17 protein-coding genes are annotated in these 18,744 nt (G+C 72.3%); 9 read left to right on the top strand and 8 right to left on the bottom strand.

What is annotated here, in order from left to right:
- Positions 1 to 19: 19 nt before the first annotated feature.
- Positions 20 to 583: a Uma2 family endonuclease gene (locus GA0070564_RS11310; RefSeq protein ID WP_091609041.1), complete on the bottom strand. Its 564-nt coding sequence runs from the start codon at positions 581 to 583 to the stop codon at positions 20 to 22.
- An 86-nt stretch (positions 584 to 669) separates the two neighbouring features.
- Positions 670 to 3,216 carry an aminopeptidase N gene (pepN, locus tag GA0070564_RS11305; protein ID WP_091607337.1) on the bottom strand — a complete coding sequence of 849 codons (2,547 nt, stop codon included), beginning with the start codon at positions 3,214 to 3,216 and terminating at the stop codon, positions 670 to 672.
- A 220-nt stretch (positions 3,217 to 3,436) separates the two neighbouring features.
- On the opposite strand from pepN, the gene GA0070564_RS11300 reads away from it, so the two are divergent.
- From GA0070564_RS11300 to GA0070564_RS11285, 4 genes are all read left to right on the top strand, one after another.
- Positions 3,437 to 4,060: a mycothiol-dependent nitroreductase Rv2466c family protein gene (locus tag GA0070564_RS11300; protein ID WP_091609039.1), complete on the top strand. Its 624-nt coding sequence runs from the start codon at positions 3,437 to 3,439 to the stop codon at positions 4,058 to 4,060.
- A 159-nt stretch (positions 4,061 to 4,219) separates the two neighbouring features.
- Positions 4,220 to 4,438 (top strand): hypothetical protein, encoded by a 219-nt coding sequence (locus GA0070564_RS11295; protein WP_091607333.1) that lies wholly within the window; start codon positions 4,220 to 4,222, stop codon positions 4,436 to 4,438.
- 82 nt (positions 4,439 to 4,520) lie between these two features.
- Positions 4,521 to 5,729: a DUF1015 family protein gene (locus GA0070564_RS11290; protein WP_091607329.1), complete on the top strand. Its 1,209-nt coding sequence runs from the start codon at positions 4,521 to 4,523 to the stop codon at positions 5,727 to 5,729.
- 64 nt (positions 5,730 to 5,793) lie between these two features.
- Entirely contained in the window at positions 5,794 to 6,264 is a 471-nt protein-coding gene (locus tag GA0070564_RS11285) for a ribose-5-phosphate isomerase (RefSeq protein WP_091607323.1), read from the top strand.
- Between the two features lie 56 nt (positions 6,265 to 6,320).
- On the opposite strand, the gene GA0070564_RS11280 is transcribed toward GA0070564_RS11285, so the two are convergent.
- A complete protein-coding gene (locus GA0070564_RS11280) occupies positions 6,321 to 6,659 on the bottom strand; it encodes a hypothetical protein (RefSeq protein WP_091607320.1) in 339 nt (112 codons plus the stop codon).
- 45 nt (positions 6,660 to 6,704) lie between these two features.
- Positions 6,705 to 7,925 (bottom strand): GNAT family N-acetyltransferase, encoded by a 1,221-nt coding sequence (locus GA0070564_RS11275; protein ID WP_091607317.1) that lies wholly within the window; start codon positions 7,923 to 7,925, stop codon positions 6,705 to 6,707.
- 111 nt (positions 7,926 to 8,036) lie between these two features.
- On the opposite strand from GA0070564_RS11275, the gene GA0070564_RS11270 reads away from it, so the two are divergent.
- A complete protein-coding gene (locus GA0070564_RS11270) occupies positions 8,037 to 8,573 on the top strand; it encodes a hypothetical protein (protein ID WP_091607313.1) in 537 nt (178 codons plus the stop codon).
- A gap of 45 nt (positions 8,574 to 8,618) precedes the next feature.
- Here GA0070564_RS11270 and GA0070564_RS11265 read toward each other — a convergent pair whose 3' ends face one another.
- Positions 8,619 to 8,885: a hypothetical protein gene (locus tag GA0070564_RS11265; protein WP_091607310.1), complete on the bottom strand. Its 267-nt coding sequence runs from the start codon at positions 8,883 to 8,885 to the stop codon at positions 8,619 to 8,621.
- Between the two features lie 153 nt (positions 8,886 to 9,038).
- Between GA0070564_RS11265 and GA0070564_RS11260 the strand changes: the two genes are divergently transcribed.
- The gene (locus tag GA0070564_RS11260; RefSeq protein ID WP_091607306.1) at positions 9,039 to 10,919 is read left to right on the top strand and encodes a propionyl-CoA synthetase; all 1,881 of its coding nucleotides are present in this window, start codon (positions 9,039 to 9,041) and stop codon (positions 10,917 to 10,919) included.
- 40 nt (positions 10,920 to 10,959) lie between these two features.
- Here GA0070564_RS11260 and GA0070564_RS11255 read toward each other — a convergent pair whose 3' ends face one another.
- The 3 genes from GA0070564_RS11255 to GA0070564_RS11245 all read right to left on the bottom strand — a co-directional run bounded on the left by GA0070564_RS11255 (position 10,960) and on the right by GA0070564_RS11245 (position 15,191).
- Positions 10,960 to 13,632 (bottom strand): Hsp70 family protein, encoded by a 2,673-nt coding sequence (locus GA0070564_RS11255; protein ID WP_091607302.1) that lies wholly within the window; start codon positions 13,630 to 13,632, stop codon positions 10,960 to 10,962.
- Between the two features lie 153 nt (positions 13,633 to 13,785).
- Entirely contained in the window at positions 13,786 to 14,550 is a 765-nt protein-coding gene (locus tag GA0070564_RS11250; protein ID WP_091607297.1) for a pirin family protein, read from the bottom strand.
- Between the two features lie 77 nt (positions 14,551 to 14,627).
- Positions 14,628 to 15,191, bottom strand: a complete 564-nt coding sequence (locus GA0070564_RS11245) for a YceI family protein (protein ID WP_091607292.1) — start codon at positions 15,189 to 15,191, stop codon at positions 14,628 to 14,630.
- A gap of 109 nt (positions 15,192 to 15,300) precedes the next feature.
- On the opposite strand from GA0070564_RS11245, the gene GA0070564_RS11240 reads away from it, so the two are divergent.
- The 3 genes from GA0070564_RS11240 to GA0070564_RS11230 all read left to right on the top strand — a co-directional run bounded on the left by GA0070564_RS11240 (position 15,301) and on the right by GA0070564_RS11230 (position 18,481).
- On the top strand, positions 15,301 to 15,762 hold the full coding sequence (locus tag GA0070564_RS11240; RefSeq protein ID WP_218104921.1) for a MarR family winged helix-turn-helix transcriptional regulator: 462 nt from the start codon (positions 15,301 to 15,303) through the stop codon (positions 15,760 to 15,762).
- 153 nt (positions 15,763 to 15,915) lie between these two features.
- Positions 15,916 to 17,094: a glycoside hydrolase family protein gene (locus GA0070564_RS11235; protein WP_141714759.1), complete on the top strand. Its 1,179-nt coding sequence runs from the start codon at positions 15,916 to 15,918 to the stop codon at positions 17,092 to 17,094.
- Between the two features lie 799 nt (positions 17,095 to 17,893).
- Positions 17,894 to 18,481, top strand: coding sequence for a hypothetical protein (locus GA0070564_RS11230; RefSeq protein WP_091607279.1), 588 nt, complete (start codon positions 17,894 to 17,896; stop codon positions 18,479 to 18,481).
- Positions 18,482 to 18,744: the final 263 nt, after the last annotated feature.

Here is an 18,744-nt window from a genome sequence, read left to right as displayed (position 1 = left end):
GCCTTCTCGTGTGTCGGGGTCAGCGCGGCCAGGCGCCCGGGTCCAGGCGCATCGGCCACGGCTCGTCGACCGGCACCGGGTCGTCCGGGCCGACCGTGCCGAGCAGGTCGTAGTGGACGTCCTTGACCAGTTGGTAGCGGTAGACCACCGGGCCGAAGTCGCCCCGCTCCACCCGCCAGTAGTGCGGGATGCCGGCCTCGGCGTAGAGGGCCGGCTTGATGAACCGGTCGTGCCGACGACTGTTCGGCGACTCGACCTCCACGACGAGCGCCACGTCCGCCGGATCTGCCCACATGCCGTCCGCTGGAGCGCTCGGCTTCAGCACGGTCACATCCGGGATGAGGTTGCCCCCCGGCGTGCGGAGCCCTGCTTCCCGAATCGGCCGCCAGCCGGTGGGTGCCGTCACGCCGAGCGCGATTCGGATCAGGTCGGCCAACTCGTGATGACCGTAACCCGCCGGTGGCGTCACGTGCAGGCTCCCTTCGATGATCTCGTAGCGGTTCCCGTCCTCGGGCAGGTCGAACAGGTCCTGCTCCCGCCAGCCCCGCTCCGGTGGGCGCCACTCGTAGGTCGGCTGTGCCATCACGTCCACCTCCTCCGCTCACGATAACGGCCCGGGGCCGGCGCGGGTCTGCACCCACGCCGGCCCCGGGCCGCGTACCGGTGTCGTCAGGCGCTCTGCGCGTCCTTCGCCCGGGCCTTCAGCGCCCGGAGCACCCCGTCGCGGCCCTCGGCGACCAGTCGGCGCAGCGGCGCCGGGTGCCCCTCGCCCGCCAGGAACGCGTCCGTCGCGGCGACCGTCTCGTCGGTGACCAGGTGGCCCGGGTACGCCAGCAGGGCGAACTCCTGCGCCGGCTCGCTGTCCCGGCTGGCCCAGATCCGCGCGACGGTGGCGAAGTACCGCTCGCCGTACGGGGCGACCAGTTCGACCTGCGTCGGGTGGCCGAAGCCCTGCAACAGCGCCCGCTGCCGCCAGTTCGGCAGCTGCCGCGGGCCGGTCAGCTCCGCCCAGACGGCCGCCTTGTTCTCGGCCGTGGGGATCAGCGCCCGGGCGTACGCGGCCTCCCGCTCACCGCTGGCCGTCCGGTCGGCGGCCAACTCGGCGTCGATCTCCGCCGTGCCGGCGGCGCCGTTGGCCACCAGCGCCTGGAGGAGGGTCCAGCGCAGCTCGGTGTCGACGGTCAGGCCGGCCGGCACCCCCTCGCCGGCGAGCCAACCGCGCAGCACCGCCAGGTCCTCGTCGGAGCGGGCCGCGGCGGCGTACGCGCGGGCCCAGGCGAGCTGGAAACCGCTGCCCGGCGCCGCGGCGTCGAGCGCGTCCTTGGCGGTACGGGCCAGCTGCGCCCAGCCGGTCGCCTCCCACGCCGGGTCGGCGTACGCGGAGAGCGCGGCGGCGGCCTGGCGCAGGGTCGCGGTGACCAGGTTGATGTCGGTCTCGGCGGGCAGGCCGGCGAGCACCAGTGCCAGGTAGTCCCGGGTGGCCAGTTCGGCGTCGCGGACCATGTCCCAGGCGGCCGTCCAGCACAGCGCCCGGGCCAGCGACGAGTCGAGGCCGGCGATGTGCTGGACCACCGTCGCCATCGACCGCTCGTCCAGCCGCAGCTTGGCGTAGGTCAGGTCCTCGTCGTTGAGCAGCAGCACGTCGGCGGCGCGCACCCCGTGCAGCACGGTCAGCTCGGTGGCCTCCCCGGTGACGTCGACCTCGTGCCGCTCCCGGCGCACCAGCCGCCCGTCGGTCAGGTCGTACAGGCCGACGCCGATCCGGTGGGTACGCAGCGTCGGGTAGCCGGCCGGCGCCTCCTGGCGGACCAGCACCCGCTCGTACGTGCCGTCGGCCCCGATGGTGACCTCCGGACGCAGCGTGTTGACCTGCGCGGTCTCCAGCCACTGCGCGGCGAACTTGCGCAGCTCCCGGCCCGACGCCGCCTCCAGCTCGGTGAGCAGGTCGTCGAAGGTGGCGTTGCCCCAGGCGTGCTTGCCGAAGTACGCCCGCAGCCCGGCCACGAACGGCTCCTCGCCGACGTACGCCACCAGCTGCTTGAGGACGCTGGCGCCCTTGGCGTACGTGATGCCGTCGAAGTTGACCTCGACGGCCGCCAGGTCCGGCATCTCGGTGTAGACCGGGTGGGTGGAGGAGAGCTGGTCCTGCCGGTAGCCCCAGTTCTTCCGGATCGACAGGAAGGTCGTCCACGCCCCGGAGAAGCGGGTGGCGTGGGTGTTGCACCAGTGGCTGGCCCACTCGGCGAACGACTCGTTGAGCCACAGGTCGTTCCACCAGCGCATGGTGACCAGGTCACCGAACCACATGTGGGCCAGCTCGTGCAGGATCGTGTTGGCCCGCTGCTCGTACTCGTAGTCGGTGACCTGCGAGCGGAACAGGTAGTGCGACTCGGCGTGCGTGACGCAGCCGAAGTTCTCCATCGCGCCGGCGTTGAAGTCCGGCACCCAGAGCTGGTCGTACTTGGGCAACGGGTAGCGCACCCCGAACTTCTCGTGGAAGAAGTCGAAGCCCTGCCTGGTGATCAGGAACAGGTCGTCGGAGTCGAGGTGGGGGGCCATCGAGGCCCGGCAGAACACGCCCAGGTCGATGCCGTCGTGGCTCTCCCGCACCTCGTGGTACGGCCCGGTGCACAGGGCCGTGATGTAGGTGCTCATCCGGGCCGACTCGGTGAAGTGGACGGTCTTCGACCCCTCGCCGGCCGGCTCCTCGCGCTGCACCGGCATGTTGGACACCACCCGCCAGTGCTCCGGGACGGTGGCGTGCCAGGTGTAGACGCTCTTCAGGTCGGGCTGGTCGAAGCAGGCGAAGACCTTCTGGGCGTCCGCCGTCTCGAACTGGCTGTAGAGGTAGGTCTCGCCGTCCACCGGGTCGACCGTGCGGTGCAGGCCCTGCCCGCTGCTGGAGTACGCGAAGTCCGCGTCGACGACCAGGGTGTTCTCCGCCGCCAGGCCGGGCAGGGTGAGGCCGGACTCGGCCGACCACTCGGAGAGGTCGAGCGGGTCGCCGTTGAGGGTGGCCGACCGCACCGACTCGGCCGCCGTCTCGATGAAGGTGGTCGCGCCGGGCTCGGCACAGCGGAACCGGACCTCGGTGACCGAGCGGAAGGTCTCGCCGTCGGCCCGTACGGCGGTCGACAGGTCCAGCCGGATGTCGTACCCGGTCACGTCGAGCAGGCGGGCCCGTTCAGTGGCCTCCACCTGGGTCAGGTTGCGCACTCCCGGCACTTTTCGTCTCCATCCCACTTCCGCCGCCGCGCGGCGCCGCGTATCCCGGTGGCCGCTCGTGGCGGGCCTTCCCGGGACCGAGTCTTCCATGCGCCACGTCTGTCGGTGGCCGAGGTCACGGTCTCATTCCGGTGCCGGTCGATGCCGCGCGGGGTGAGGATCGGTGCAGTGGCGCCGGATCCCGGCGCTCCCGTCGCGAAGGGACCTCACCGTGGCCGAGCGTGTCGCCGTTGACATGTGGTTCGACCCGATCTGTCCGTGGGCGTGGATCACCTCCCGTTGGCTGCTCGAGGTCGAGCAGGTCCGGGACGTGGACATCCGCTTCCACGTCATGAGCCTCTCCGTCCTGAACGAGGGGCGGGACCTGCCCGAGCAGTACCAGGAGCTGATGAAGTCCGGCTGGGGCCCGGTGCGGCTCTGCATCGCCGTCGAGCAGCAGCACGGCCCGGAGGCCGTCCGCAAGCTCTACACCGCGCTCGGCACCCGGATCCACCTGGGCAAGGAGCAGCTGGGCCGGGAGCTCTTCGCCGCGGCGCTGACCGACGTCGGGCTGGACCCGGCGCTCGCCGACGCCGCCGACTCCACCGCGTACGACGAGGCGTTGCGGGCCAGCCACGAGGCCGGCATGCGGCCGGTCGGCACCGACGTGGGCACCCCGGTGGTGCACGCCCCCGGACCGGACGGGCGGATGGTCGCCTTCTTCGGCCCAGTGATCACCCCGGCCCCGAAGGGCGAGGCGGCCGGGCGGCTCTACGACGGCGTCCTGCTGGTCGCCGGCACCCCCGGCTTCTACGAGCTCAAGCGCACCCGCGAGCAGGGCCCCATCTTCGACTGAGGCGCAAGCACGGGCCCCCTTTTAACGCCTCCGGTATAGCCGGGGCCCCCTGTTAACACGCGAGGCCCGCGTCACCCCGGTGGCGCGGGCCTCGTTTCACCTCATGTCGTCCGGCGGCCAACCGAGGCCGCATCCCCGCAGCCAGTGGAGGCTTTCCCGATGGCCAAGCACCGTATGCCCGACGACGATCGGTCCGAGGCGGTGACCGGGGGCCCCGGTGCGACGTACTGGTCAGTGGCCGAGGCCGAGTGGCCCGCCGTCCGCCCCTCGCTGCCCGCCGAGATGGTCGACCTGCTGGCTCCACCGATCGTGGTCGGCGTGGCCCGGGTCCCGGCCGGAGGTGTTAACAAGGGGCCCCTGCCATACCGGAAGCGTTAACAGGGGGCCCCTGCTTTCATCTGGTGGACGCCGCGCGGGTCCGTGGCCGGGCGGCCGGGCGGCGCGGGTAGCGTCAGCGGGCATGACGGTCGTGCATCCGATCGCCCGGGCCTGGATCACCACTGGCGGCACCGGCGCGCAGAACTACGACGAGTTCGCCGACGACGCGGAGATCACCGCGATCATCGCGGAGAACCCGCACAGCGCTTTGGGCATCGAGATGCCCCACCGCGCGCCGGAGAGCCTCGGGAAGTCCTTCCTCGCCGCGCTGCCCGACGCCGAGGCGCGGCTGGCCGAGGCGAAGGCGGACGGCAGCTACACCCCCGCCGAGCAGGTGGTGGTGCTCTACCGGATCACCGCCCCGGGCGACGAGCCGGCGTACGGGCTCTGGGCCATGGTCGACACCGACCAGATCTCCACCAGCGCCGACGAGCCGGGCCTGGTGATCCGCAACGAGGACGTCTTCATCGCCAAGGTGCGGGAGCGGGTGGCGCTGGCCGAGGCGCTGGGGCACCTGCTCTCACCCGTACTCCTGCTCCAGACCGGCCGGGGCGACGAGCTGCACGCCGCGCTCGCGGCGGCGACCGAGTCGGCCGGGGCGCCCGCCGCCACCGACACCGACCAGTCGGGGCGCACGCACGCCATCTGGCTGCTGGGTCCCGGGCCGGCGCAGGACGAGCTGGCCGCGCTGGCCGGCGGCGGCGAGCTGGTGGTGGCCGACGGCAACCACCGCAGCCTGGCCGCGCAGACCGGTGGCCTGCCGCGTTTCCTCGCGGTGGTCACCACGCCCGCCTCGGTGGCGATCCAGCCCTACAACCGGCTGGTCAGCGAGCTGACCAGCACCCCCGACGAGCTGCTCGACCGGCTCCGGGCCGCGGGGGCCGAGGTCACCGCGATCACCGGCCCGGTCGAGGTCCCGACGACCGGCGGCGTCGTGCACCTGCACCTCACCGGCCACGGGTACGCGGTCACCCTCCCGCACGTCGGCGGCGACCGGCTGGAGAACCTGGACCACGCCCTGGTGGAGCGGATCGTCCTGCGCGACGCCCTCGGGCTGGACCCGGGCGACAAGCGGATCACCTACGTCGGTGGCGACTACCCGGCCTCCTGGCTGACCGGCGAGGTCGACGCGGGCCGGGCGGAGCTGGCGATCCTGATCGCCCCGGTGACCGTGGACGACTTCGTCGCGGTGAACCTGGCCCGGGAGAAGATGCCGCGCAAGAGCACCTGGTTCACCCCGAAGGCCCGCGGTGGCCTGGTGGTGGCGGAGCTTCCGCGCCCGGCGCTGTGACCAATCCGCCTCCGGGTCGCCGCCCGCGCGACGGCCCGGAGGCGGGCCTGACAGACTGCGCGGTATGCGCGTCTACCTGGGATCCGACCACGCCGGTTTCGAGTTGAAGGTGCACCTGGCCAACCATCTGGCCAAGCAGGGGTACGAGCTGGTCGACGTCGGCCCGCACGCCTACGACCCCGACGACGACTACCCGACGTTCTGCCTGAACACCGGGGACCGGGTGGTGGGCGACCCGGGCAGCCTCGGGGTGGTCATCGGCGGCTCCGGCAACGGCGAGCAGATCGCCGCCAACAAGATCGCCGGGGTGCGGGCCGCGCTGGCCTGGAACATCGACACCGCGCAGCTGGCCCGCGAGCACAACGACGCCAACGTCGTGGCGGTGGGCGCCCGGCAGCACACCCTGGACGAGGCTACCGCCATCGTCGAGGCGTTCCTGGGCACGCCGTTCTCCGGCAACCCGCGACACGCCCGCCGGATCGGCCAGCTGGCCAACTACGAGCGGACCCGCGAGCTGCCCGACCTTCCGGCCTGACCGCTCCGGCGCCGGCCCTTCCCGGGCCGGCGCCGTCCCGCGCCGGTCAGCGCCGGTCAGCGCCCCGAGCGGGGCAGGTCCTCGCGGGGCACCCAGTTGCGGCGGACCACCACCACCCGGGCCTCCGCCTCGGCCAGGTCCTCCTCGGTGGGTCGGGCGGCGTCCCGGGCCCGCATGGCCGCGGTCGTCCCGACCTGCGACGAGCCGGAGCCGACCAGGCCGCGCAGCCCGCGTTCGCCGTCGTCGCCGGGGCCGCCGCGGCGGGCCCTCGGCGGCGGCTCGGGGCCGTCGTGCGCCCCGGCGATCGCCGCGCTCACCCCGTCGGCCTCCCGGCCGACCGCGTCGGGCTCCGTGTGGTGCCGCAACCGGCGTCGCCGTCGCTCCGCATCACCCATCCGCCGACCGTACCGTCCGCGGGGCGGTCCGGCGCCGACGGCCGGTCAGAAGATCTCCATCGGTACGGGGGCGCGGTGCCAGCCGAACGCCGGCCCGGCGGCGGCGAGCGCACCCGGTCGCAGCTCGCGGACCCGGCCGGCGGCGGCCAGGGCGGTCAGGCCGGTCCCGCCCAGGTAGAGCTCACCGAGGGCGCGGACGTCACAGGCGAGCTCCGCGGGCCGGTCGGTCGCCGCGCAGCGGGCCCCGGACCCGTCGCCGACGAGGTGCCAGCGCCCGGAGTTCTCCGGCAGCAGCTCGTCGGTGACCTCGACCACCGTGTCGACGGCGGTGGCGTAGCGGCGGGCGGCCAGCGCGGCCGGCACGTCCACCACCCGCACCCAGAGCCCGTCGACCAGCTGGCCGCTCAGGGCCCGGGGCTCGTCGACCAGCCGGAGCAGCGGCTCGTCCACCGCCGCCCGGTGGTACGACAGCCGCCGGGTCAGGTCCAGCGAGAACAGCAGCCGCCAGATCGCCCGGTACGCCTGCGGCGTGGCCGCCACCACCTCCTCGACCAGCACCTGGCCGCGCGGGCCGCTGCGCTCCCAGTGCTCCTTGGTCCGGTACAGCGCGTACCCGTCCACCCCGTCGGGGGCGTCGTGCAGCAGCACCCGCCGCTCGGTGGCCCCCTCCCGGCGGGCGGCCACGTCGCTGAGCACGTAGTGCCACCACCGGTCGTCCCGCGCGGACCAGCCGGGCCGCTCGGCGCGCAGCCGCTCGTACAGCCGGGCCAGGTCGGTCCGGCACCGGTCGGGGCGGGCCAGCCGCAGCCGGCCCTCGTCAGGGGTGGGCGCGGGCAGCCGCAGCTCGGTGAGGTCGGCCTCCAGGGTGAGCCGCTGGGCGGCCGACCCGTACCCGAACCGGGGATAGATCCGGCCCTCGCTGGCCCAGAGCACGGCGACCGGCTCCCGGCCGGCGTCCCGGATCTCCCGCAGCTGCCGGCGCATCAGGGCGGTGAGCAGGCCACGCCGCCGGTGGGTGGGCGCGACCGAGACCATCGTCACGTGCGCGGCCGGCACGCTCGCCCCGGGCACGGCCAGCTCCCGGGTGAAGGCGGCGGCGTGCGCGACGATCCGGCCCTCGTCGCGGACCAGCAGGGACCGGTCGGGTTCGAAGACGCCCCGCTCGATCTCGTGCACCTCGGGGTCCGGCGTCTCGTGGAAGGCCGTGCCGAGCAGCTGGCCGATCTCGTCGAAGTCCTCGGGGCGGCCGACCTGGATGTCCGTCATCGGTCGTGTCTAGCCGATCGCACACGGGGTCGGCGACCGATTTGCCGGCTGGCTACCCTCGAAGCGACACCGCCGACCGACGGTCGGCACGGTCCGGGGGAGGACGACGAGATGGCAGACCAGCCGCAGCCGTGGGCGGAACGGACCGTCGAGGTGCCGCCGCAGTCCGGCGCCGGGGTGCCGCCGCAGCGCGACGGCTTCTCCCGGGGGCGGGCGTCGGTCGGCCGGCCGCGTCCGCCGCGCACCGAGCAGTTCCCGGTGGTGGACGAGAACGCCGACTGGGCCCGCGAGGAGACGCCCCGCCGGCCGTTGAGCTGGCACCTGGCGCAGCTGCGGGTGGGCCGGGAGTGGAGCTACGCGGCGGCGCTGTTCGCGTTCGTCTGCTGGGGGATCTGGGCGATCTCCGGCCGGGGCGACCTGGGCGGACCGCTGCTGGCGTTCGTGTTCAGCCTGCTGGTGGCGGTCGGTCTCTTCGCGCTCTGCCGGCTGGTGGGCCGGGTGATCTGGGAGCGGCAGCTCGGTCGGGTCCGCCGGGGCGCGAGGGGCGCCCACGCGGTCACCGCGGTCTTCCTGGTCGGGGTGGGCGTCGCCTACCTCCAGCAGACCGAGTGGGTCGTCTCGGCCTGGAACTGGGTCACCGGCAACTGACCGACCGCCGGTACGGGCGGGGTGTCCGCCCGTACCGGCCGGGGTTCAGTGGGTGCCGCCGTGCCCCTCGGAGTCGGCCTTCGGGGAGGCCACCCGCGCCGCAGGGTCCTCCACGCCCGGCTCGCCCCCGTCCGGGGCCACCATCCCGTCGTAGTTGTAGACCGTGGCGTCCGTACCGTGCTGCTTGGTGGTGCGGATGTAGCGGTGCATCATGCCGTCGATCTCCACCTCGAGCAGGGCCTTGTCCCCGGCGTCCCGGCTGCTGCCGTCGCAGGGTCCCCCGACGAGGTACGCGTTCGTCTTCGTGTCCATGTCCTCATCCGTACCCCGGGTCGGGTGGCGGAAACGACGCGGACCGCCGCCCACCGGCCGGGACGGGCCACTGGGCGAGCCGGCGGGTACGTCCGGCGCAGCGACCCCGGTCGGCCGTCGTGCCGGCGGCGGTCGACGCCCGAGCATGGCGGCATGGGCGCGTATCGATCAGCGTACGAGCGGAGCATCGCCGACCCGACCGGCTTCTGGCGGGAGGCAGCGGCGGACCTCGACTGGTTCCGGGCACCGGAGCGCATCCTCGACGACGGCGCGGCGCCGCTGTACCGGTGGTTTCCCGACGCCGAGCTGAACACCTGCCACAACGCGCTGGACCGGCACGTGGCGGCCGGCCACGGCGACCGGCCGGCGCTGATCCACGACAGTCCGGTCACCGGCGCGGTCCGCACCTTCACCTACGCGGAGCTGCTGGCCGAGACGGCCCGGTTCGCCGGCGCGCTGCGCCGCCTCGGCGTGGGCCGGGGCGACCGGGTGCTGCTCTACCTCGCGATGGTCCCCGAGGCGGTGGTCGCCATGCTGGCGTGCGCCCGAATCGGCGCGGTCCACTCGGTGGTCTTCGGCGGCTTCGCCGCGCACGAGCTCGCGGTACGCATCGACGACGCCCGGCCGAAGGTGGTGGTGGCCACCTCCTGCGGCATCGAGGTGGACCGGGTGGTCGCCTACCACCCGATCCTGACCGCGGCGCTCGCCGAGGCGGAGCACGCCCCCGAGCGGTGCGTGATCGTGCAGCGCCCGCAGGGCCCGGCCGAGCTGGTCCCCGGGCGAGACCTGGACTGGGCCGAGGTGATGACGGACGCCGAGCCGGTCGACTGCGTCCCGGTGGCCGCGACGGACCCGCTCTACGTCCTCTACACCTCCGGCACCACCGGCCGGCCGAAGGGCGTGGTCCGGGACAACGGCGGGCACGCGGTCGCGTTGCGCTGGTCGATGCGCAACGTCTACGACATCGGGCCGGGCGACGTCTTCTGGGCCGCCTCCGACGTCGGCTGGGTGGTCGGCCACTCCTACATCGTGTACGCGCCGCTGCTCACCGGCGCCACCACCGTGCTCTACGAGGGCAAGCCGGTGGGCACCCCGGACGCCGGGGCGTTCTGGCGGGTGATCGCCGAGCACCGGGTGGCGGCCCTGTTCACCGCGCCGACCGCGATCCGGGCGATCCGCCGGCAGGACCCGGAGGGCGAGCTGATCCGCCGGTACGACCTGGGCTGCCTGCGTACCCTCTTCCTGGCCGGCGAACGGCTCGACCCGGACACCTGGGAGTGGGCGGGGCGGCAGCTGGGCGTGCCGGTGGTGGACAACTGGTGGCAGACCGAGACGGGCTGGCCGGTGGCGGCGAACCCGCGCGGCCTGGAGCCGCTGCCGCTCAAGCCCGGCTCGCCCTCGGTGCCGGTCCCGGGGTACGACATCCGGGTCGTCGACCCGGCCGGCCGGGAGGCGCCGCCCGGCACCGACGGCTCGATCGTGATCCGGCTGCCGTTGCCGCCCGGCTGCCTGCCCACCCTCTGGGGCGACGACGAGCGGTACGTCCGCTCCTACCTGACGACGTTCCCCGGCCACTACCTGACCGGCGACGGCGGCCGGTTCGACGACGACGGCTACCTGTACGTCATGGGCCGCACCGACGACGTGATCAACGTGGCCGGGCACCGGCTCTCCACCGGGGCGATGGAGGAGGTGCTGGCCGGGCATCCGGCGGTGGCCGAGTGCGCGGTGATCGGGGTGGCCGACCCGCTCAAGGGTCAGGTGCCCAGCGGGTACGTGGTGCTGCGGGCCGACGCCGAGGTCGACGAGGCGGTGCTCGCCGGTGAGCTGGTCGCCCTGGTCCGGCAGCGGATCGGCCCGGTGGCCGCGTTCCGCCGGGTGAGGGTGGTGCCGGCGTTGCCGAAGACCCGCTCCGGCAAGATCCTGCGCCGGACGATGCGCGCCCTGGTGGAGGGGCGTGACGAGCCGGTGCCGGCGACCATCGACGACCCGTCGACGCTGACCGTCTTCCGGGGGCCCGGCGCCAGCCCCTGAGCGGGCTCAGGGGCTGGGCTGGCTCGGGGGCGGGGCGGGCTCAGTCGGCGAAGCGGTACAGCACGAAGTTCTTCTCCGCGCCGCAGGCGATCACCTCGGAGTTCCAGGAGCAGGACTCGCTGCGCACGTCGGTGAGCTGACCCATCTCGAACGGCGCGTCCCCGTCCACGGACATCCCGGCGACGCTGCGGTCGTCCTCGACCGTGCTGGGCGGCTCGGCGAAGGCCAGCAGGTTGCCGCCGTCGACCCGGACGCCCACTCCGGTCCGGTCGGCGAGCACCGCCCTGCCCCGCGGGTCGTAGAGGGTGAACGACTGGTCCGAGGAGGTGCTCCGGGCCAGCAGGTGTTCGCCCAGCGGCACCAGGTCCTCGGCCCGCGGCGCCGCCCACCGGCGTACCGCCTCGCCCTCGGCCGCCGCGACCACCTCGGTGTGCCCGGCGTCGCCGGTCCGTTCCTCCAGGACGCACGCCCGGTGCTCGCCGCAGGCCACCAGGTCCAGCGGGCGGCGCTGGTCGTCGGGGCTGGTGTACAGCGTGGTCGGCTCGCCCAGCGTCTCCAGGTCGTAGGAGAGCAGCCGGTAGCCGCTCCGGTTCTCCGTCACGTACAGCCGGTCCTGGTAGGCCACCACCCGGTCGTCCACGTCGGCGACGTTGGGGCGCTCGCGCAGCAGTTGGCCGCTGGACAGGTCGATCAGCCGGACGGACCGGTCGGCGCCGACCTGGACCAGCCGGTCGACGTCGCCCACCCACGGGGTGCGGGGCCGGCCGTTGTAGAACGACGCCCCGCCGAGGGACTTCCCGGTGCTCAGCACCACCACCTGGGTGTCGGTGTCGCCGTACCGGTCGCGTGGGTTGGCCTTGACCCACTTCTGCTCGCCGTCGTGCACCCCCAGTCCGACCAGGCGACCACCGGCCCGGTCCACCCAGACCGCCGTCCGCGGGCCGACGAAGACCTTGTCGTCGTCGCCGATCGGGTGCCGCCACCGCTGCTGCCCCGAGTCGCCGTCGAGGAAGAGCAGCTCGCGGGTGGAGCCGGAGCTGACGGTCCCGCCGACCAGCAGCAGCCCGCCGGGCACCGCCTGGATCGACGCCCACTGCCGGGCGCCCACCGAGCTGCGTACCCGCCACAGCTCGTCGCCGGTGCCGGCCCGGACCGCCCGGACGTCCAGCCGGTCGTCGTCGAGCTGCTGGGCCAGGTAGGCGCGGTCGTCGAACATCGCGGTGAACATGCCGGTGGGTCGAGTCGCTGCCGCCTCGGTGCGGGCGATCTCGTTGAGGTTGCGGAACCGCAGCGGCGGATAGGGGTCCCGGTTGAGCCAGTACAGCACCCCCGCGCCGACCACCCCGGCGAGGGCGAGCACCGCGCCGAGGGCGATCCAGGGCGCCCGCCGTCGCCGGCGGCCGGCGGGCGCCGCCGCGGGTACGCCCGGCCAGCCGGCGCCCGGGGGCAGGACGGGGGGACCGATCACCGGCACGGTCAGTTCGGGGTCGTCGTCGACCGGGGTGGGGGTGGGTGTCCGGGCGGGGCGGACGGCCGGCGATCCGGTGGCCGCCTGGCCGGCCGGGCGGGCGCCGCGGGGCAGCGGGACGTCGGTCAGGGCACCCTCGGCGACCGGCAGTTCGGGCTGCTCCAGCACGGTCGGCGCGACACCCAGCTCGGCGTGCAGCATCCGGGCGACCAGCGGCACCCGCGACGAGCCGCCGACCAGGAACAGGCCGGCCAGGTCGGTGGGTTCGAGGCCGGCCTCGGCGATCACCTCGCGGGTCCGGTCCACCGCCCGGGCCAGCAGCGGCGTGGCGAGCCGCTCCAGGTCGTTGCGGGTGAGCTGGGTGGGCTCCTCCACCCCGGGCACCGCCACCGGTGAGACCAGCCCGCGGGAGAGCATCTCCTTGGCCCCACGGACGGCCTCCCAGAGCTGCTGGCGGTCACGCCGGCCGGTCGAGTTCTCCGGACTGCTCAGCCGCTCCCACTCCTGCGGGTGGTCCGCGCCGACCAGCTCACCGAGCAGCTCGACCAGCGCCGAGTCGAGGTCGAGCCCGCCGAGGTCGGGCACCCCGCCGGTGGAGACGACCTGGAAGCCGGAGTCGCCCCACGGGTCGGCGCCCTCGTTGCGGACCACCGCCACGTCGAGGGTGCCGCCGCCGAAGTCGAAGACGGCGATGGCGGCCCCCACCGGCACCGGCCGGCGCAGCGTCTCGGTGTAGTAGCGGGCCGCGGCCACCGGCTCCTTGAGCAGCCGGGTGCCGGGCGGGACCGGCCCGGAGAGGGTGTGCTCGGCCGCGTCCGGCCAGCCGGCCAGCCGCAGCGCGTCGTGGAGCACCTGCCGCCGGTCCTCGTCCCAGGCGGCCGGATAGGTCAGCACCGCCGGCGGGAGGAAACCCACCGCGCCGACCGCCGAGGCCGCCACCGCGCGCAGCGTCGCGGCGAGCAGTTCGGCGGGGGAGTACTCCCGGTCGCCGAGGGCCACGGTCGCCTCGTCGACCCGGCGCTTCGGGTTGGGCTCGTACCGCTGGGGCTCGGCCTGGCCCAGCCGCTGCGCGTCCCGGCCGACGTGCAGCACGCCCCCGGCGTCGGCGTACACCCCGGAGGGGAGGATGGGCTGGCCGTCGAAGAGCAGCGGTCGGGTGCGCCCGTCCGGCCAGCGCAGCACGGCCACCGTGTTGGACGTTCCGAGGTCGACGCCGAGGGCGGAACCGTCGTGCTGGCCTACCATCGGCCGTTACCTCCGCGGGGGACGAGGGGGATGCCCGGCCCCGCATCGTACGCACCCGGTGCCGTACCTGCTCCGGCTCCGGTGCGCCGGCTCAGCCGGCGACGCCGACGGTCTGCGGCCCGCCGGCCCGGGTGGGCCGGCGGGCCGGGCGGGTCAGCCGGTGATGGTGGCGTGCATCTCCCAGATCAGGATCTCGGCGGGCTCGGTGGCGGTGACCCGCTGGCCGCCGGTGGCGGTGAAGCGCGCCGCGTCGCCGGTGCCGAGCGCGCCGGAGCCCTCCAGCGTCACCGCGCCCCGCGGCACGAACAGGTGCAGGAAGGGCGCGTCGGGGAGCTGGACGCTCTGGCCCGGCTGCATCCGGGCGGCGTACAGCGCCGCGTACCGGTTGCTGATCCGGATGGCGGACTCCCCGTCGTGCTTGTCCATCCCGGAGGCCACCGGCACCAGGGCACCCGAGAGCAGCGCGTCGTCGATCTCCAGCTGCTCGTAACCCGGGGTGATCCCGGCCGCGTCCGGTACGACCCACATCTGCACGAAGTGGACCGGGTCGCTGTGCCGCTCGCCCTGCAACCGCCACGAGTCGTTCTTCTCCGAGTGCAGGATCCCGGTGCCGGCGCTCATCCGCTGGGCCAGGCCGGGGTAGATCACCCCGGAGTGGCCGGTGGAGTCCTGGTGCACCAGCGAACCCTGGAGCACCCAGGTGACGATCTCCATGTCCCGGTGCGGGTGGGTCTCGAAGCCGCTGCCTGGGCGGACGACGTCGTCGTTGTTGACCAGCAGCAGGCCGTGGTGTGTGTTGTCGGGGGCGTAGTGGCCGCCGAAGGAGAACGAGTGCTTCGAGTCGAGCCAGGCGATGTTCGTGGCGAACCGGTCGTCCGCGCGGCGGACGTCCACCTGGGGCTTGAGCAGGTTGGTCATCGGAAGGGTCCTTTCGCGGGCGAGGCGGTGCGGGGCGGGTGCGCGCCGCCGGTCGGGCCGGCGGCGCCGCGTGCGGGTCAGGCGGTGCGGATCGCGGAGACCTCGAACTCCAGGGTGATCTTGTCGCTGACCAGGACGCCGCCGGTCTCCAGCGCGGCGTTCCAGGTGACGCCGTAGTCCTTGCGGTTGATCGTCACCGCGCCCTCGAAGCCCACCCGCGGGTTGCCGAACGGGTCGGTCGAGGCGCCCTCGTAGTCGAAGGGGATGGTCACCGGGTTGGTGACGCCCTTGATGGTCAGGTCGCCGGTGAGGTCGAAGGTGGTCTCGCCGGTCTGCCGGAAGGCGGTGGAGACGAAGGTGATCTCCGGGAAGGTCTCCATGGCGAGGAAGTCGTTGCTGCGCAGGTGCTCGTCGCGCTGGGCGTTGCGGGTGTCGATGCTGGTGGCCGTGATGACGACGCGTACGGCGGTGGCGGCCGGGTCGGCGCCGTCGAAGACGGCGGTGCCCTCGAACTCGTTGAACGCGCCGCGGACCTTGGTCACCATCGCGTGGCGGGCCACGAAGCCGATCCGGGTGTGGCTCGGGTCGATGGTGTAGGTGCCGGTCAGCTGGGCCAGCGGGGTGGTGGTCGGGGTGCTCATCTCGGTCTCCGTTCGGTGAATGACGTGTCATGTACGTGCCTCACAACCTACATGACACGTCATGCATTCCCTGCATGACGTGTCATGCATCACCGGTACGCTGGACGGCGTGACCGACACCCGATGGCTCGACGAGGACGAACAGCGCGCCTGGCGGGCGTACCTGCGGATGCAGGCGCAGCTGACCGCCCGGCTCGGCCGGCAGCTCCAGGCCGACGCCGGGCTGTCGCTGGCCGACTACGAGGTGCTGGTGCAGCTCACCGACGCAGCCGACGGGCGGCTGCGGCCGTTCGAGCTCCAGCGCTGCCTCCAGTGGGAGCAGAGCCGGCTCTCCCACCACCTCGCCCGGATGCAGCGCCGCGGGCTGGTCGAGCGGCAGGAGTGCCCGGAGGACGCCCGGGGCGCCTTCGTGGCGATCACCGAGGCCGGCCGCGCGGCCATCGAGACGGCGGCGCCCGGGCACGTCGCCACGGTCCGCCGGCTCTTCCTCGACCACCTCGGCCGGGACCAGCTCCGGACGCTGGAGCAACTGGCCGACCAGGTGACCGCCGGAATCGACGCCGACGGCTGACCCGCCGGGCGCACCGTTGGGCGAGGAGCCGGCCCCGGGTCACGGGGCCCTCCCGCGGCCCTCCCGCGGATATCCTCCTCGCGGTGTGGCACCGTCCACTCAGTCCGGACGGGAGCGGAATCCGCCCCAGGGGTCGAAGGAAAGGTCGGGCATTTGAGAAAGCTGATGGCAGCCGGGGTGGGCGTACTGCTCACCCTGACACTGGCCGTGTGGGTCAACTCCGGCACCGCCAGTGCCACGCAGAGCTCCGGGACGACCCTGCCGGCGGCGTCCGCCGCCGTTCCCGTCGCGCTGAGCGGTATCGACCTGCACGACGGCATGGTGCTCAAGGACGGGGACACGTACTACCTCTACGGCACGCGCTACGCCTGCGGCTTCCGCTGGAACACCGCCACGCCGACCAACTTCTGTGGCTTCGGTGTCGCCACCGCGCCCAGTCTGGCCGGGCCGTGGAGCCAGATCACCAACCTGTTCGACCCGAACTCGATCGACCCGTACAACGGGCGGACCTGGCGGGACGAGTGCACCCGGAACAACAACGCGGGCTGCTTCAACCCGCGCATGGTGCAGCGAAGCAGTGACGGCGTGTGGATCCTGTGGTTCAACTCGGTGGCCGACTACGCGGACGGCCCCGGCAGGAACTCGTACAACGCCATGGGTTGCGCGGGACCGGCCGGACCCTGCGGTCCCGGGGCCGGCGCGCACGGTTCGTACAACAAGCCGAAGATCTACACCTGCGTCACCAATGGTGACTTCGGCATCTTCACCGACGGGACCTCTGCGTACCTCATCTGCACGATGACGAACCAGACGCTCGCGATGGAGAAGCTGGACGTCTGGTGGACCAACGGCACCGGCAACGTGGCCGGCAACGGGGTGACCAACATCGCGGGCTACACCGCGTCGGAGGGACCGGGAGCGTACTTCGACTCCACATCCGGCAAGTGGGTCATGACGCTCAACTACGACAACTGCGGGTACGGCTCCGGATGTGGGCTGGCGTACGCCACCGCCCCCAGCCCGCTGGGCCCGTGGACGGCACCCAGGAACTGGGGCATCGCGGTGGACAGCAAGGCCCGCGCCACGATCTCGTGGAACTCCTGCGGCGGTCAGCCGCGGACGGTGAGCGTCGTGGACGGCGTGCCGTACCAGATCATCGACCTGTGGGTTCCGGATGCGAACGACGACAGCCGGAATCAGACGAACGCCGGGCTGCTCATCACCCCGCTGGTGTTCCGCGATCCGCCCAACACGCCGGGCGTGCCGTGGCAGCCGTTCGAAGAGCTGCGGTGCTACCAGCCGGGCTCCTCGGCGACCGCCACAACGAGGTAGCCCACGAGCTCGCGGGGGGTCGCCGTCGGCGGCCCCCCGCTTCGTGCTCGCGAGAACCGGCCACCGCCGGCCCGAGTGCACCGGAGGAGAGGGGTGCCGGCCCGGGTGCCGCGATCATGCGGTCCACCTGGGCCTTCGTGGGTGGAGCGGGCGACGGGAATCGAACCCGCGTAGTCAGTTTGGAAGTAAGCGGACCGGGGTCACGGCCCATCCCCGCCCATCACGTATCGCCTGGTCAGGGGCACTTCTGCGTCTGCGGACGTACCTGCCGTTCACCCCTTTTCACGGACCTGCCGTGAGACGTGTGTGAGACGACTGTGCCCAGGGTGTGCACAGTGTGTGCGCCCCAGGTGCACCCCAAGTGCGTCTCCTGTTGGACCCCCAACCTAATAACCATCTACCTAAGAACCTTGGAACCTCAGACTTAAGAACCTGAAAACGTAAACAACTAAGAACCCAGACTTGAGAACTTGAAACAGATAAGTGCTTGGTGAGCTATTTGACAACGCACTTATTCTGAGTTCATGGCAGAACAAGTGGAGCAGTTCATTACGCGTGTCGGGGGAGTGCAGAAGTACCCCTGGCACATCTGGGCAGATGGCTCCCCGTGGCGTCTTGTGCGGGGAGAGGACTACACGGTTAGCGACCGCGCGATACGTGCTGCGGCCTACGCACATGCGAGTAAGTCGGGGATGACTGTTCGCACCTCCACCGACGACAGGGGCGTTCTGGTTCAGTTCACCAGGCCCAAGCCGAAGAAGAAGGTTCTCCCCCGAAAGCGGATGCCATGAGAAACCGCATGGTTCAGAAGAGCTTGTTCATCGAGTACCGGGCAGTGGCTCTCTCCCCGGAAGCCAAGTGGTTTCTGGTCGGGTTGATGGTTGCCGCTGATGACGTGGGCAACGTGAACATCGACGGCAAGTGGCTGAAGAACAACGTCCCCGTCAAAGTAGGGCAGACGATTGAAGAGTTGAACCACTGGATTGGGGAGCTGGTCGATTCTGACTTCATCGCCCCGTACGAGGTTGATGGTGTGAAGTACGCATCCATCATCGATTGGAGCAACCGCAACGGTCTGACGTTCCAGTACATCGACAAGCGGAAGGTGCAGGCTTGGCGCAACCCCACCCCCGCGAGAGAGCCGAACACCAAGGGGCGGGTTGTCCAGAAGAAGCCCACGGCCAAGAGGGTCATCAAGAAGAACCTCCCCGAGGAACCCGCCGAGAAGTCCGTCAAGCCTCGAAAGGTGGTCCGCCCTAGACCGACTAAGGACCCGGAGCTCACGGCGCTTCAGGAGGCGGTACAGCGGGTCAAGGGTGTGTCCCCGAAAGTCAGCACCGGAAACTCCATGGCACGACGTCTTGGACTTGAGAACTACCTCAATTGACAGGAGCAAGCAGTGAGCAATTGGCGATGGAACTTCGGCGTGGGTCCGCTGCGGTACAGCCGACCGATCAAGGGACCGAAGAAGCCTGGACAGAAGGCAACGCCCATTGGAGTCATCGTCACCCTGGTCGTCACACTCGGTCTCATGTACCTGTGTTGCTGGGGCGGAGTCGCCTGGATGAACGCAACCAACAGCTAGATATGGCGAGAGGCCACCAACGACTGCGAATCCTGGTGGCCCCTCTGAACACTCAACCCTTGAGG

It is taken from the genome of Micromonospora mirobrigensis, assembly GCF_900091555.1.
GTDB lineage: Bacteria > Actinomycetota > Actinomycetes > Mycobacteriales > Micromonosporaceae > Micromonospora > Micromonospora mirobrigensis.
This window is presented reverse-complemented; position numbering and strand designations above follow the sequence as displayed.

What these genes read in the sequence shown, in the direction of transcription:
- GA0070564_RS11260 (WP_091607306.1), top strand. Translation starts at nt 9,039, where the DNA reads ATGGGCGCGTATCGATCAGCGTACGAGCGGAGCATCGCCGACCCGACC.
- GA0070564_RS11275 (WP_091607317.1), bottom strand. Translation starts at nt 7,925, where the DNA reads ATGACGGACATCCAGGTCGGCCGCCCCGAGGACTTCGACGAGATCGGC.
- GA0070564_RS11295 (WP_091607333.1), top strand. Translation starts at nt 4,220, where the DNA reads ATGGCCAAGCACCGTATGCCCGACGACGATCGGTCCGAGGCGGTGACC.
- GA0070564_RS11265 (WP_091607310.1), bottom strand. Translation starts at nt 8,885, where the DNA reads ATGGACACGAAGACGAACGCGTACCTCGTCGGGGGACCCTGCGACGGC.
- GA0070564_RS11245 (WP_091607292.1), bottom strand. Translation starts at nt 15,191, where the DNA reads ATGAGCACCCCGACCACCACCCCGCTGGCCCAGCTGACCGGCACCTAC.
- GA0070564_RS11280 (WP_091607320.1), bottom strand. Translation starts at nt 6,659, where the DNA reads ATGGGTGATGCGGAGCGACGGCGACGCCGGTTGCGGCACCACACGGAG.
- GA0070564_RS11270 (WP_091607313.1), top strand. Translation starts at nt 8,037, where the DNA reads ATGGCAGACCAGCCGCAGCCGTGGGCGGAACGGACCGTCGAGGTGCCG.
- GA0070564_RS11230 (WP_091607279.1), top strand. Translation starts at nt 17,894, where the DNA reads ATGGTTCAGAAGAGCTTGTTCATCGAGTACCGGGCAGTGGCTCTCTCC.
- GA0070564_RS11255 (WP_091607302.1), bottom strand. Translation starts at nt 13,632, where the DNA reads ATGGTAGGCCAGCACGACGGTTCCGCCCTCGGCGTCGACCTCGGAACG.
- GA0070564_RS11290 (WP_091607329.1), top strand. Translation starts at nt 4,521, where the DNA reads ATGACGGTCGTGCATCCGATCGCCCGGGCCTGGATCACCACTGGCGGC.
- GA0070564_RS11285 (WP_091607323.1), top strand. Translation starts at nt 5,794, where the DNA reads ATGCGCGTCTACCTGGGATCCGACCACGCCGGTTTCGAGTTGAAGGTG.
- GA0070564_RS11250 (WP_091607297.1), bottom strand. Translation starts at nt 14,550, where the DNA reads ATGACCAACCTGCTCAAGCCCCAGGTGGACGTCCGCCGCGCGGACGAC.
- GA0070564_RS11310 (WP_091609041.1), bottom strand. Translation starts at nt 583, where the DNA reads ATGGCACAGCCGACCTACGAGTGGCGCCCACCGGAGCGGGGCTGGCGG.